Below are 14,849 nucleotides of genomic sequence, written 5' to 3'. Positions count from 1 at the left end.
AGGGAGAGTAATTATGGCAGAAATAATTAATACGTTAAACCATTTCGTTAAGGTACAACCTGAAGCGATTGCGGTTAGACATACAAATGAAGTCTTAACTTATAAAGAATTAGATCATGCATCAAGTAAGCTAGCGCATCAATTACAAGATAGTAAGAAACCAATGGTCTTATATGGTCATATGTCTCCTTACATGATTGTAGGTATGATAGGTGCAATCAAAGCAGGTTGTGGTTATGTACCTATTGACACATCAGTTCCAGAAGAACGTGTGAAAATGATCATTGAAAAGGTACAACCAGAATATATTTTCAATACTTCAGAAGAAGATGTAGACCAATCTATTGCTGAAGTCATTTCTATCAAAGACGTTAAGGAATCTCAATTTCCAATCGTTTTCGATAGCCAAATGAAAACAAATGACGTTGTTTATACCATTTTTACATCTGGTTCGACAGGTGAGCCTAAAGGTGTACAAATCGAATATGCAAGTTTGATTGAATTTGCAGAATGGATGGTTTCACTTAATAAAGCAGGCGAAGGTAAAGAATGGCTTAACCAAGCGCCATTCTCGTTTGATTTATCTGTAATGGCGATTTACCCATGTTTAACATCAGGCGGAACTTTAAATTTAGTAGACAAAGATATGATTAAAAAGCCTAAACTACTAAATGAAATGTTAGTCAATACGCCTATTAATGTGTGGGTTTCAACTCCGTCATTCATAGAAATGTGTTTACTATTACCTAATCTTAATGAGGAACAATATGGTAGTTTAAATCAATTCTTCTTCTGTGGAGAAATCTTACCTCATAGAACAGCGAATGCATTAGTAAGTAGATATCCTAACGCTACAATTTATAATACTTACGGTCCTACTGAAGCGACTGTAGCTGTGACTAGTATTCAAATTACACAAGATATATTAGATCATTACAATCCATTACCAGTTGGTGTGGCTAGACCTGGTACTACTTTATCAACAACAGATGAAGGCGAACTTGTCATTGAAGGTCAAAGTGTGAGCTTAGGTTACTTGAAGAATGAAGAGAAAACTTCAGCTGTATTCAATTTTGAAGATGGTACAAGAACATATCATACAGGCGATAAAGCTAAAGAGGAAGACGGACAATGGTTTATCCAAGGACGTATTGATTTCCAAATCAAGCTTAATGGTTATCGTATGGAACTTGAAGAAATTGAAACACAATTGCGTCAATCTCAATATGTAAGAGAAGCAATTGTTGTACCAGTTTATAAAAATGGTAAAGTTGTACATCTCATTGGCGCAGTTGTGCCACATGAACCAGTTGAAGATAATTTAGCAATGACGACGAACATCAAACATGAACTTAAATCTCGCTTACCAGAGTATATGATTCCGAGAAAGTTCGAATGGATGGAACAGTTGCCACTTACATCAAATGGTAAATTAGATCGTAAAAAGATTGCAGAGGTAGTTAACGGATGATTCCATATGGAACGTTTACCTTCTTCTTAATTGCTTTTATTGTACTTATTCCAGTTATTATACTCGGATTTTTAGGTAAGCGAAGTTATATTTATAACGGTATAAGTACTGCCATTATGATTGTGTTAATCTTCTCTTCAGATAAACACAATTTATTCGGTCAAAAGTATTTAAGTGTACAACTATTGAGTTTTATTATTTATGTTATTTGGCAAGTCGCATTGATTATGTTCTACTATAAATCAAGACAGAAGAATAATACATTTGCTAAGTTTGTAACTGTAATGGTTTTATCCATTCTACCTTTAGCTTTGGTTAAAATATTACAAAGTACTTGGTTAGGCGGACATCAAATTCATTTTCATGAGAGCAAGTTAATCGAATTTGTTGGATTCCTTGGTATTTCATATGTCACATTTAAAAGTGTTCAATTAATCATGGAAATTCGTGATGGTTCAATTAAAGAAATTAAAGTAGGGAAGTTAATTCAATTTATTTCATTCTTCCCAACGATTTCTTCAGGACCAATCGATCGTTATAAACGCTTTGTTAAAGACGATAAAAAGGTACCTACAGGTGGAGAATATAGAGAACTTGTTCTTAAAGCTATCCACATGATTATGTTAGGTTTCTTATATAAATACATTATTGCGTATTTCATTCAAGTTTATGCGGTTAATCCGTTACAATTAAACTTACATGGCTTTACGCACATGTGGTTATACATGTACGCGTATAGTTTCTATTTATTCTTCGATTTCGCAGGATACAGTTTATTTGCGATAGCAGTAAGTTATTTATACGGAATTAAAACGCCACCGAACTTTAATCAACCATTCAAGGCTAGAAATATTAAAGATTTCTGGAACAGATGGCACATGACTTTATCGTTCTGGTTTAGAGATTGCATTTACATGAGATCATTATTCTATATGTCTCGTAAGAAGTTATTGAAAAGCCAATTCGCAATGTCTAATATGGCATTCTTCTTGAACTTCTTTATCATGGGTGTATGGCACGGTCTTGAAGTTTATTACATTGTATATGGTTTATACCATGCAGCATTGTTCATTGGTTATGGCTATTATGAACGTTGGCGTAAAAAGCATCCACCACGTTGGCAAAATGGATTTACAACCGCACTAAGTATCATTATTACATTCCATTTTGTAACATTTGGATTCTTAATTTTCTCAGGTAAATTTATTTAATAAAGGAGTAATTAATTATGGAATTTAGAGATCAAGTATTAGATTTATTAGCAGAAGTTGCTGAAAATGATATTGTAAAAGAAAACCCAGACGTTGAAATCTTTGAAGAAGGAATTATTGATTCATTCCAAACAGTTGGTTTACTTTTGGAAATTCAAAATAAATTAGATATTGAAGTTTCAATTATGGACTTTGATAGAGATGAGTGGGCAACTCCAAATAAAATCGTAGAAGCATTAGAAGAATTACGATGAAATTTAAACCTTTTTTACCTATCTTAATCAGTGGCGTGATATTCATTATTTTTGTTCTTTTACCAGCCAGTTGGTTTACAGGACTAGTAACGAATAAAACGCTAGCTGATAATAGAATTTCTCTAACTGATCAAGTTTTAAAAGGCACGCTCATTCAAAATAAATTATTTGAGTCAAATAAGTATTATCCTATCTTTGGTTCAAGTGAACTTGGTAAAGACGATCCATTTAATCCGGCAATTGCTTTGAATAAACACAATTCAAGCAAACAAACATTTTTACTCGGTACAGGTGGATCAACAGATTTGATTAATGCTGTTGAATTGGCATCTCAATACGATCAACTTAAGGGTAAGAAATTAACATTTATAATTTCTCCACAATGGTTTACAAACCATGGTTTAACGAACCAAAATTTTGATGCTCGTATGTCTCAAACTCAAATCAACCAAATGTTCAATCAGAAGGATATGCCAGCTGACTTAAAGAAACGTTATGCACAAAGATTATTACAATTCCCGCATGCTCACAACAAACCTTATTTAAGAGAGCAAGCGAAACATCCTGAAGACGTTTCAGGCAATTACATTTCAGCATTCAAAGAAAATCAACTTGTTAAAATTGAAGCGATTAAATCTTTATTCTCATTCAAGCAACCTCCATTAGCACATGTTAAACCTGCTACTAAAGAGGATGCATCATGGGATGAGATGAAAGATAAAGCGGTTGATATCGGTAAGGCAAATACTAAAACAAATCGTTTTGATATTAGAGATCCTTACTGGAAATTAATTAAAGAAAATAAACGTAAAGTTAAACGTGATTATGAGTTCAATATTAATTCTCCTGAATTCGATGACTTAAAATTATTAGTACAAACATTGCATGAAGCAGGTGCGGACGTACAATATGTAAGTATTCCATCCAATGGTAGATGGTATGACCATATCGGTATTGATAAAGATCGACGTGAAGGCGTTTATAAAAAAATTCATTCTACCGTTGTCGATAATGGTGGTAAGATTTACGATATGACTAATAAAGATTATGAAAAGTATGTAATTAGTGATGCTGTCCATATTGGATGGAAAGGTTGGGTCTACGTAGATCAACAAATTGCTAAACATATGAAAGGTCAAGATCCAAAAAATCAAAAAGTAGATTACTCTAAAAATAAACCACCACACGATACACACAAAGACCAAAAGCATCATGAGAAAAAAGAAGATAAAAAATAATAAAGATTAAAAAGAAGCCAAACACTAACTCAAATCGGTAAGTCACTGAAAGTTTGATTAAAATCTAACTTTCAGGGGATTCCTCACAAAGTAGTGTTTGGCTTCTTTGTTATAAAAAATAAGCGCTCATTAGAGCACTTATCGCGTTTCTTATATATTGAATTAGAATACTTGTTCTACTTCGATAACGCCTGGAACTTCTTCGTGAAGTGCGCGTTCAATACCAGCTTTTAATGTGATTGTAGAACTTGGGCATGTACCACAAGCGCCGTGTAGTTGTAATTTAACAATACCATCTTCGACGTCTACGAGTGTACAGTCACCGCCGTCACGTAATAAAAATGGACGTAAGCGTTCAATGACTTCAGCTACTTGATCGAACATTGTTGCATTCTCAGTAGGCATGAGACATGTCTCCTTTCAAGTCATTTATTTCATAATCATTATTTATTCATTATAATAGATTCAGTAGTAAAAATCTATAAAACAAGATGGGGGATTTTGATGACTAAAATTAGTGTTGTTGTGTATGGCGCTGACGTGGTGTGTGCGAGTTGCGTTAATGCACCAACCTCAAAAGATACATTTGAGTGGTTACAACCATTACTTAAAAGAAAGTTTCCTGAACATCATTTTGAGTTCACCTATATTGATATTAATAAAGATAAAGAGAATTTGACGGATCATGATGAACAGTTTATTGAAAGAATTCATGAAGATGAGCTATTTTACCCTTTAGTGACAATGAACGATGAATATGTCGCTGATGGATACATTCAAACGAAGCAAGTCACACGTTTTATTGACGCTCACTTTGAAAATTAATTGAATATACAAATTGAAGGCAGGTTCTAGAATAAATAGAACTTGCCTTCATAAACATATTTAACCATTATGATATTTATAAAGCCATAATACGCCGGACTTAAGTATAGAAGCTAAACGTCCAGTCACCGTGCGATCCATAATGTACGCGAAACCTTGTTTGTCTCCAAGTGATCCTAAGAAACCTTGAATTTTAATTTCAGGCATCTTTTCAGGAAGTGGTTCATTATTCCACTGTTTCTTGAGCACATCAGCAATTTGATCGCCTTGATATTCAGCTAATTGAGCACTTGGTGCATGAGGAAGATCTGCACAATCGCCTACGACGTAAACATTTTTGTATGTTGGAACTTGATGATATTGATTAAGAATGACACGTCCGGTATTACTGATATCGATAGGTAAATTTCTAACTACTTCAACAGGTTGGATACCAGCAGTCCATACTACTAAATCAATGTTTTCTGGTTCTCCATTATTATAAATTTTCCCTGGTTCAACGCGATCAATGATTGAATTCGGTACTACAGTAACATTATGTTTTGAGAACCAATTTGATATGTATTTACTTAACTTTTCAGGAAAATTTCTTAAAATACGTGGACCTCTGTCATAAAGTAAGATTTCTAAATCTGAGCGACTTTCACGTAGCTCACTTGCTAATTCGATACCACTTAATCCTGCGCCAACGATACCTACGCGAGCGCCACTTGGTAATTCACTAATACTGTGGAAAGTATCACGAGATTTAGACAAAGTCTGAATACTATGCGTGTATTCCTCTGCACCTGGTACATTATGATATTTATCTTCACAACCAAGACCTATAATAAGTTCATCGTAGTCAATTTTTGAATTTCCTACTGAGATAATTTGTGCGTCCAAATCGATGTCATTTATTTCTCCATAAACCGTATTAATTTGGTTATTATCAGGAAAGCGCATGCGCACATCTTTGTCGGATTTCGTTCCTGCTGCCAATGCATAGAATTCAGGCTTTAAACCGTGGAATGGCATACGATCGACTAACGTCACGTTGTACCCCTCGGGAATTGAATTAGGTAAAATACGTGACATAATTCGCATATTACCGTAACCCCCGCCTAGTAATACTAAGTTTTTCATTACCTTATACCCCTTTATTCAACATATTTTATTTATTAATTATTGAGACCCTTTTTAAAATATCTTTCATGTACCCGTTAACATCAAAGATAACTTTCGTAATATTTACTTAACCCCTGAATTTTAAAGTAAATATGTATGTGTAACACTATTATATCGGTTTTTCAAAATGACTACAAACAAATGTAGAATGCAATTTAATTTGTAAAAATAGTAAAAATGTAGGTTGTAGAAATCGTCAAGCTGACGGATAGTCATAGAGGCAGTAACTTTGTTATAATATGTGAACTAATAAATATTAAGAAGGTGTCTTATGTTTCCGTTAGTAGAATTTTGTGTCTCGAATATGGCAAAGGGCGGAGATATTGTCTACGAAAAACTAGAAAATGATCCAGATGTTGACGTATTAGAATATGGATGCCTACAAAATTGTGGGATATGTTCTAGTGGGTTGTATGCACTTGTCGATGGTGATATTGTTGAAGGTGATACACCGGATGATTTATTAAATAACATTTATAAACATATTGAAGAAAATGATATTACGAATATGTTTTAATGAGAAAAGCAAAACATATTAGAATAGATTTAGTAGAATTTTATTATCAGAGAGAATGATCTTGGGAGGTAGTAATATGCCAACGGTAATCTTAACAGAAGCAGCAGCTTATGAAGTGAAAGATATGTTAGCAAGTAATGATATGTCAGATGGCTATTTAAAAATTAAAGTAAATGGCGGTGGATGTACTGGGTTAACATACGGTATGTCTGCTGAAGAAACACCTGGCGATAATGACGAAGTGTTAGAGTATTATGGACTTAAAGTGCTCGTAGATAAATATGACGCCCCAGTTTTAAATGGTACGACAATTGATTTTAAACAATCATTAATGGGTGGCGGTTTCCAAATCGATAACCCGAATGCCATCGCTTCATGTGGTTGTGGCAGTTCATTTAAAACAGCTAAAGTTTCAGGAAACCCTGAACAATGTTAATTATCCTATAACAAATTAAATACAATGATTTTGTTTTAAGGCAACCTAGATAGGTTGCTTTTTTGTATTTTAAAAATGTTTAAAAGGGTATAAGTCAGTGTGTAACTGTTTGGATAATATTTAATTTAATGGATCGTCTCTTAATTAAAATTGGTACACATTTACAATTCATTTTAGGAAGCATTCGTTAAATTAAAAATTTCACAATCTCGCTTGTTGTAACTTGAAAATGTAGTGTAAAAGCTATAAAATTATAGTTGGATTAAAAATTGTCTTTTGTGTGAACAACTAAAGATTTTGCCTGATTAAAAGACGTTATAATTTAAGATGTCGAGGAAGTCTATAATGATAAGGCAATTTACTTTGTCATAAGTTTATAGCCTTAATCTTCATTTTGGTTAAAATATTATGAAAGCTTAGGTGAATTAGAGATGGCTCAAAATCGTAAGAAAGTATTAGTTTTAGGTGCCGGCTATGCTGGTTTACAAACTGTTACTAAATTACAAAAAGAAATTTCTACTGATGAAGCAGAAATTACTTTAATCAACAAAAATGAATATCATTATGAATCAACATGGTTACATGAAGCTTCTGCTGGTACTATCAACTATGAAGACTTAATGTATCCAGTTGAAAGTGCTTTAAAACAAGATAAAGTAAATTTTGTTGTTGCTGAAGTAACAAAAATTGATCGCAATGCTAAACGTGTTGAAACTGATAAAGGTGTATACGACTACGATGTTTTAGTTGTAGCATTAGGATTCGTAAGTGAAACATTTGGCATTGATGGTATGAAAGACTATGCTTTCCAAATTGAGAACGTTTTAACTTCTCGTAAATTATCTCGTCACATTGAAGATAAATTTGCTAACTATGCAGCTTCTAAAGAAAAAGATGACAAAGATTTAGCAATCTTAGTAGGTGGAGCTGGCTTTACTGGAATTGAATTTTTAGGTGAATTAACTGAAAGAATTCCAGAATTATGCAGTAAATATGGTATTGACCAAAGCAAAGTAAAAATTACTTGTGTTGAGGCTGCACCTAAAATGTTACCAATGTTCTCTGACGAACTTGTTAGCTATGCTGTAAACTTCTTAGAAGACCGCGGTGTAGAATTTAAAATTGCTACGCCAATCGTTGCTTGTAACGACAAAGGTTTCGTAGTAGAAGTAAACGGAGAAAAACAACAATTAGAAGCTGGTACTTCAGTTTGGACTGCTGGTGTTCGTGGTAGCCACTTAATGGAAGAATCATTTGAAGGTGTTAAACGTGGACGTATCATCAACAAACAAGATTTAACTATCGAAGGTCATGACGATATCTTTGTAATTGGTGACTGTTCAGCGTTTATTCCTGAAGGAGAAGAACGTCCATTACCAACTACAGCACAAATTGCGATGCAACAAGGTGAACATGTTGCTAAAAATATTAAACATATCTTAAATGGTGAAGCTAAAGAAGACTTCCACTATGTTAACCGTGGTACAGTTTGCTCATTAGGTTCTCATGATGGTGTAGGTATCGTTTATGGCAGAGATATTGCAGGTAAAAAAGCTGCATTCATGAAGAAAGTCATTGATACACGTGCTGTATTCAAAATTGGTGGCATAGGTTTAGCTTTCAAAAAAGGTAAATTCTAAACTAAATCATATTAACATATCATGTATTTTGCCTCCTGCTCATGAGCGGGAGGTTTTTTAATATTTATATCACAATATACATACACACATGTGGAACGGAGGAAGATAATGAATTTTCAAATCAATAAAGAATCTAAACAGCCTATAGAAACACTTGTGATTGGTTTACCAGATCATATTAATCAATTAAATGATGTGAAATACTATGACGAATCAATGACCGACCAACTTGAAACGTTAAAACAGCATCACATTATTGGTAGTTCAGTAGGAAAAGTATCTTCAACTATGTTTTATATAAATAATCAACCTAAACGTTTGTTAACAGTTGGATTAGGTAACTTAAAAAATCTGTCATATCAACAATTATTAAAGGTATGGGGGCATACTTTTCAATATATAAAGGCAGAACATATCAATGAAGCAGAGCTACTCTTAGATACGTTTATCTCTAAATATAATCATCCTTCAGAAGTCGCTAAAGCGTTCGGCTTACAAAGTGAACAAGCCATTTATCAATTCGATAATTATAAATCAGATAAAAAGGCACCGTATCAACTAAATATTAGTATCCAAACTACTCATAAAGATATAGATTCTTATATTCAAGAAGGTCAGCAATTAGGACAGTCTATTAATCTTGCGCGAGAATTGAGTCAAATGCCTCCGAATATTCTGACACCGAAATACTTTGCCGAAGAAATTGATGATCATTTTAAAGAAAGTGAAGTTACGGTAGATATTAAAGATGCTGAAACGATTGTGTCTGAAGGGTTTGGTCTCCTTCATGCGGTAGGTAAAGGTTCTGTAAATGGTCCAAGATTAATTACGATGACATATAACGGTGGCAAGAAAGACGAAGCGCCACTTGCGTTAGTTGGTAAGGGAATTACATATGATTCAGGCGGCTATAGTATAAAGTCTAAGATGGGTATGCAGACGATGAAATTTGATATGTGCGGGGCTGCGAATGTCGTGGGTATGATAGATAGCATCGCGAAATTACGTTTACCTGTGAATGTGGTAGGAATTATTGCTTCTGCTGAGAATATGATTAACGAAGCCTCTATGAAACCTGATGATGTGTTTACTGCATTAAATGGTGAGACAGTTGAAATGTTAAATAGTGATGCTGAGGGTCGTATGGTATTGGGAGATGCTGTATTTTATGCCACACAATTCCAACCTCATCTTATATTGGATTTTGCAACATTAACTGGAGCTGCAGTAGTAGCACTTGGCGAAGATAAGGCAGCTGCCTTTCACTCTCACGCTGAAAATGAAATCAACAGTTTGTTAGATACTGCAAGGGCTGTTGATGAAAAGGTATTTGAATTACCAGTGACAGAAACGGAAGGGCAATTAATAAAGAAATCAGATGTTGCGGATTTAGTTAATCACACAAATGGGCATGGTAAAGCATTATTTGCAGCAGCGTTTATTACTCACTTTAGTGGTCAGACGCCACATATTCATTTTGATATTGCAGGACCTGCTACGATTAACAGAGCTACATTCAAAGGACCTAAAGGACCTACAGGCTATATGATTCCTACTGTAATTGAATGGATGAAACAGCAATATAAATAAATATATTCACTCATAGAAATGGATAACAATATAAATTTAGAGATTAGTCGGATGACGGAAAATTCCCTTCAAAGTTTATATTTTAATTATGAATTTTTGTCCGGGGAAAACGTAAGCGACTGATCTCTTTTAACATTGACATTGAAATCATGTATTGCTACTATGTAGATTATAAATACTTTAGTTCGATAGAGTGATAAAGGATGGAGAGCGTCATGGTTAATGCAGTTGTCATAGCGGTAATACTAATGATTGTGTTATGTCTATGTAGATTAAACGTAGTCATTAGTTTATTTATCAGTGCACTTGTGGGTGGTTTAATTTCTGGCATGAGTGTTGAGAAAGTTATTAGTGTATTTGGAAAGAATATTACAGACGGTGCAGAAGTTGCATTGAGTTATGCTTTATTAGGAGGATTTGCGGCACTCATTTCTTATAGTGGGATTACTGATTACTTAGTCGGTAAAATCATTGAAGGCATTCACTCTGAAAATAGTAGGCTCTCTCGAATAAAAGTGAAAGTCATCATTATAATTGCATTATTAGCAATGAGTATTATGAGTCAAAACTTAATTCCAGTACATATCGCATTTATTCCAATTGTTATACCACCATTAATTAGTTTATTTAATGATTTAAGGATCGATAGACGACTCATTGGTCTAGTCATTGGTTTTGGATTATGTTGGCCATATGTTCTACTTCCTTATGGTTTCGGTCAAATTTTCCAACAAATTATTCAAAGCGGTTTCCAAAAGGCACATCATCCAATTGAATTTAACATGATTTGGAAAGCGATGTTGATTCCATCAATGGGTTATATTGTAGGGCTGATATTAGGCCTTATCGTTTATAGAAAGCCACGTGATTACGAGCAACGCAATGTGAACAATCGTGAAACAGTGACTGAATTAAAGCCTTATGTGTTAATCGTGACTGTCATTGCGATATTAGCTACTTTCTTAGTTCAAACATTTACAGATTCTATGATATTTGGTGCACTTGCAGGTGTACTTGTCTTCTTTGTTTCAAGAGTATATAAGTGGTATGAATTAGACGAACAATTTGTAGATGGTATTAAAATAATGGCCTACATTGGTGTAGTTATTTTAACGGCAAATGGATTTGCTGGAGTGATGAATGCGACAGGAGATATTGATACCTTAGTGAAAGGTTTAACGAGTCTGACAGGTGATCATAAATTGATTAGTATTATAATGATGTACGTGATTGGTCTTATCGTTACGTTAGGCATTGGTTCTTCATTTGCGACCATTCCAATTATAGCGTCATTATTTATACCGTTTGGTGCATCCATTGGTCTTGATACGATGGCACTGATTGCGCTCATTGGTACAGCGAGTGCATTAGGTGATTCAGGTTCACCCGCTAGTGATTCAACATTAGGTCCAACGGCAGGGCTAAATATTGATGGTCAACACGATCATATTCGTGACACATGTGTGCCGAATTTCTTATTCTATAATATACCTCTAATGATTTTTGGTACGATAGCTGCTATGGTACTATAAAATATGAAATGAGGTGTAAAGCATGACGAATCTTTTAGAGACATTTGAAATGCGAATTGAAAATGAAGACAACGGCAAGGTAATCATTTCTATGCCAGTCACTGACAAGGTAAAACAGCCTTTCGGTTATTTACATGGTGGGGCGAGTCTAGCTTTAGGTGAAACAGCATGCTCTATGGGAGCAGCAAATTTAATAGATACAAATCAATATATACCTTTAGGTTTAGAAATGAATGCGAATCATATACGCTCTACAAGAGAAGGTCGTGTAACTGCAACTGCAACGATTGTGCATCAAGGTCAATCAACTCAAGTATGGAACGTTGAAATAAAAGATGACAATCATCAATTAATCAGCATTATGCGAGGTACAATAGCCATCAAACCAATCAAATAAATATTATACAAATAAAGCGCGTCCTTAGATTGTTAAAAAACATGTTAGTTTACAATCTAAGGACGCGCTTCTTTTATACTACGATATCTTTTTACTTAAACGGCTTAACGCTTTACTAATACGTTCAGCACCTTCTTTACCACCCATAATGTTTCGAGCAAAGGGACCTAATTCAAGATCAGCAAGTCCGCCCATCACAAATAATTGTGGTAGCCACTCAAGATCATACGTTAATGATGGATAACCACACTCATTTAGCGGGGCATCTTCTTCGTGAATCAGAGCGCGCACAAATGGTTGAGCACCTAACTGATTTACAAATCCAGTTGCAAGTAGGATGTGTTGGTAAGGATAAGTGTGACCTTCAGAAATAATTTGATTAGAACGCACCTCATCAATAGGTGAATGATGTAGCTGTAATCTACCGGTCTGTTCATGCTTCTTCAAACGTAAGAATAACTCCATAGGCATTGACCCTTTATGGCGTTCTTGCTCAATGAGCTTCATCCGTTCTGCAGATGATGAAATCACTGATAATTGATTCATTCGTTTAGGACCCAACCATCCTGGATCTGCATCGAAATCATGTATTTCAATTTGTTTGTTAAGCCAAAGATGTATGATGTCATCGCTATTTTGATGGTTTAATAATTTCAAAGTTAAATGTGCAGCAGATATACCAGAACCAACAACATGATTTGTCTTATTGTCTATTTCAGCATTGTAATTAAGATCAAATATGTGAGTAACCTTTGCATTCTCTTTAAATTGTTCAGGTATGAAAGGCTTATGATTACATCCACTTGCAATCACAACACAGTCAGTCGTGACCATCTTGCCACTCTTTAATTGGACTTGCCACTTACCTCTATGGCGGTTTAATTTAGATACGGTACCTTGAATGTGACAATCATTGAGTTCGTACTGGTGCACTAAATCATGAACATGATGCATAAACATATCTCTTTGAGGACGTTTGTATGGACCGTAATAAGCTGAGGTGTATTGATTTAATTTTGCGTATTGCTTGAGATGAAAGGGTTGGGGATGTATATGATGCACAAATGGTGACCTCAAGAAAGGCATGCTAATACGCTGGGTGAACTGATTAAATTGTTCACATAAAGTTATATAAGGATCAATAATGGTCAATTGATCTTTTTCTAAACCTTCGTGTCTTAATTTGATTGCTGCCGTTGTTCCTTGAATACCACCACCGATAATTGTCCAATGCATTCAAACCGCTCCTTTATTTTTTGAAAAGTTAAATCGAAATAATTACGATTTAAATAGTATCATATTTCATCCAAGAGTACAAAATAATTATCGGAAAGTAAGGCGCATACGACTAACTTGCAAATTAAGAGAAAGATGTTGTGTAGTGCTCTCAAATAGGAGATTTTCACAAAAAAGTACCCTCAAAAATTGGTTTCTTCCAACTTTTGAGGGCATATCGCATGAATTCTACAATTTCGTATCCTTCATATCGTCTTTTATTTCATCTACTTTTGTTTCTTTACTATAAGGTGTTTGAATATTATAAGCTGCTTTCATAATCATATGACTTGAAAGGGGACCGGTGATAAAGACAAAGATAATTCCAATAATTAATTGCATATTGACATAACCTTCAGTACCAATGAAATATAAGAAAGAACCGAAGAGTAAGAACATGGCACCAAGCGTTGCTGCTTTACCAGCAGCATGTGCTCTAGAATATACATCTTTTAGTCGTAATAAACCTATGGCTGCAAAGGCACTTATTAAAGCACCTAGTACGACAAAAATTATTGCAATACTAGTGACGATCGTTGCTATCATGCTTAATCACCTTACCTTCATCCATAAATTTAGAAAAGACTGCCGTCCCTAAAAAGGCGAGTATGCCTACCATTAAAATAACTACAATCATATATTTAATATTTAGTAAAATACTAAATAAGGCAATGACTGCCATCAATTGTAGTCCAATCGCATCTAATGCAACTACACGATCGGCTAAAGAAGGGCCTAAAATGACACGTACAAGCATTGCTAACATTGATAATACGACAATAATGAGTGCAATGATGATAAATATGTTATGTGTCATTATTTTTCACCCACCTTTCTTACTACCTTTTCTAGAGATGATTTGATACTTTCTACTTCTTCTTCCTTAGTACTAAAATCAATCGCATGGATATAGATTTTCTTGCGATCATCACTGATACCTAATACTACCGTCCCTGGAGTTAATGTAATGAGATTTGAAAGTAATACGATTTGCCAATCTGTCTTGAGGTCTGTTTCATACACGAAGAATCCTGGCTTATTCGTAATACTTGGTTTTAAAATAATTTTCAGGACATCAAAATTAGCCTTAATCAATTCACTTAAAAATGTGAGCACTAACATAATGATGCGATACACTCTTACCAAGTAGAATCGACCTGGCATGACACGATGTAGAAGGTAGACAAGAACAAGGCCAAAGATGAAGCCCAATACAAAGTTATTTAACGTGTAACTGTCTGTAACGAATAACCAAATCATTGCGACTAATAAGTTTACGATAAATTGTGCGGCCAT

17 protein-coding genes are annotated in these 14,849 nt (G+C 34.5%); 11 read left to right on the top strand and 6 right to left on the bottom strand.

The features are described 5' to 3' along the window. The first annotated feature begins 13 nt into the window (after positions 1-13). Genes dltA through dltD form a run of 4 tightly spaced genes read left to right on the top strand, consistent with a single transcriptional unit; the run spans position 14 to position 4,174 of the window. Positions 14-1,471, top strand: a complete 1,458-nt coding sequence (gene dltA / locus JMUB898_RS09915; RefSeq protein ID WP_044466327.1) for a D-alanine--poly(phosphoribitol) ligase subunit DltA — start codon at positions 14-16, stop codon at positions 1,469-1,471. After that, positions 1,468-2,682, top strand: coding sequence for a D-alanyl-lipoteichoic acid biosynthesis protein DltB (dltB, locus tag JMUB898_RS09910; protein ID WP_044466326.1), 1,215 nt, complete (start codon positions 1,468-1,470; stop codon positions 2,680-2,682). Before dltA ends, dltB begins: the two co-directional genes overlap by 4 nt. A gap of 17 nt (positions 2,683-2,699) precedes the next feature. Further along, a complete protein-coding gene (gene dltC, locus JMUB898_RS09905; protein WP_002433359.1) occupies positions 2,700-2,936 on the top strand; it encodes a D-alanine--poly(phosphoribitol) ligase subunit 2 in 237 nt (78 codons plus the stop codon). After that, entirely contained in the window at positions 2,933-4,174 is a 1,242-nt protein-coding gene (gene dltD / locus JMUB898_RS09900) for a D-alanyl-lipoteichoic acid biosynthesis protein DltD (RefSeq protein ID WP_044466325.1), read from the top strand. Before dltC ends, dltD begins: the two co-directional genes overlap by 4 nt. Positions 4,175-4,336: 162 nt before the next feature. On the opposite strand, the gene JMUB898_RS09895 is transcribed toward dltD, so the two are convergent. Further along, the gene (locus tag JMUB898_RS09895) at positions 4,337-4,579 is read right to left on the bottom strand and encodes a NifU family protein (RefSeq protein WP_002433501.1); all 243 of its coding nucleotides are present in this window, start codon (positions 4,577-4,579) and stop codon (positions 4,337-4,339) included. Between the two features lie 99 nt (positions 4,580-4,678). Here JMUB898_RS09895 and JMUB898_RS09890 point away from each other — a divergent pair, with 99 nt between their 5' ends. Next, positions 4,679-4,999 (top strand): YuzD family protein, encoded by a 321-nt coding sequence (locus tag JMUB898_RS09890; RefSeq protein ID WP_002441758.1) that lies wholly within the window; start codon positions 4,679-4,681, stop codon positions 4,997-4,999. Between the two features lie 60 nt (positions 5,000-5,059). On the opposite strand, the gene JMUB898_RS09885 is transcribed toward JMUB898_RS09890, so the two are convergent. After that, entirely contained in the window at positions 5,060-6,124 is a 1,065-nt protein-coding gene (locus JMUB898_RS09885; protein ID WP_002441759.1) for an NAD(P)/FAD-dependent oxidoreductase, read from the bottom strand. A 313-nt stretch (positions 6,125-6,437) separates the two neighbouring features. On the opposite strand from JMUB898_RS09885, the gene JMUB898_RS09880 reads away from it, so the two are divergent. The 6 genes from JMUB898_RS09880 (at position 6,438) to JMUB898_RS09855 (ending at position 12,278) form a co-directional block, all read left to right on the top strand. Further along, positions 6,438-6,683, top strand: coding sequence for a YuzB family protein (locus JMUB898_RS09880; protein ID WP_037541236.1), 246 nt, complete (start codon positions 6,438-6,440; stop codon positions 6,681-6,683). Positions 6,684-6,759: 76 nt separating this feature from the next. After that, entirely contained in the window at positions 6,760-7,119 is a 360-nt protein-coding gene (locus JMUB898_RS09875; RefSeq protein ID WP_037541238.1) for a HesB/IscA family protein, read from the top strand. A gap of 431 nt (positions 7,120-7,550) precedes the next feature. After that, positions 7,551-8,759 (top strand): NAD(P)/FAD-dependent oxidoreductase, encoded by a 1,209-nt coding sequence (locus JMUB898_RS09870; protein WP_002441766.1) that lies wholly within the window; start codon positions 7,551-7,553, stop codon positions 8,757-8,759. 108 nt (positions 8,760-8,867) lie between these two features. Further along, positions 8,868-10,349, top strand: coding sequence for a M17 family metallopeptidase (locus tag JMUB898_RS09865; RefSeq protein WP_002441768.1), 1,482 nt, complete (start codon positions 8,868-8,870; stop codon positions 10,347-10,349). Positions 10,350-10,564: 215 nt separating this feature from the next. Continuing rightward, entirely contained in the window at positions 10,565-11,881 is a 1,317-nt protein-coding gene (locus JMUB898_RS09860) for a Na+/H+ antiporter family protein (RefSeq protein WP_037541241.1), read from the top strand. 22 nt (positions 11,882-11,903) lie between these two features. Beyond that, the gene (locus JMUB898_RS09855) at positions 11,904-12,278 is read left to right on the top strand and encodes a PaaI family thioesterase (RefSeq protein WP_002441773.1); all 375 of its coding nucleotides are present in this window, start codon (positions 11,904-11,906) and stop codon (positions 12,276-12,278) included. Between the two features lie 78 nt (positions 12,279-12,356). Here JMUB898_RS09855 and JMUB898_RS09850 read toward each other — a convergent pair whose 3' ends face one another. The 4 genes from JMUB898_RS09850 to mnhE1 all read right to left on the bottom strand — a co-directional run bounded on the left by JMUB898_RS09850 (position 12,357) and on the right by mnhE1 (position 14,849). After that, positions 12,357-13,514 (bottom strand): NAD(P)-binding domain-containing protein, encoded by a 1,158-nt coding sequence (locus tag JMUB898_RS09850; RefSeq protein ID WP_002441774.1) that lies wholly within the window; start codon positions 13,512-13,514, stop codon positions 12,357-12,359. Positions 13,515-13,742: 228 nt separating this feature from the next. After that, positions 13,743-14,099, bottom strand: a complete 357-nt coding sequence (mnhG1, locus tag JMUB898_RS09845) for a Na+/H+ antiporter Mnh1 subunit G (protein ID WP_002441776.1) — start codon at positions 14,097-14,099, stop codon at positions 13,743-13,745. Beyond that, complete coding sequence (gene mnhF1 / locus JMUB898_RS09840) at positions 14,077-14,370, bottom strand: Na+/H+ antiporter Mnh1 subunit F (protein WP_002441778.1); 294 nt, start codon at positions 14,368-14,370, stop codon at positions 14,077-14,079. The genes mnhG1 and mnhF1 overlap by 23 nt, the downstream gene beginning before the upstream one ends. Next, positions 14,370-14,849, bottom strand: coding sequence for a Na+/H+ antiporter Mnh1 subunit E (gene mnhE1 / locus JMUB898_RS09835; RefSeq protein ID WP_002441780.1), 480 nt, complete (start codon positions 14,847-14,849; stop codon positions 14,370-14,372). The genes mnhF1 and mnhE1 overlap by 1 nt, the downstream gene beginning before the upstream one ends.

This window comes from Staphylococcus caprae (assembly GCF_003966625.1).
GTDB lineage: Bacteria > Bacillota > Bacilli > Staphylococcales > Staphylococcaceae > Staphylococcus > Staphylococcus caprae.
This window is presented reverse-complemented; position numbering and strand designations above follow the sequence as displayed.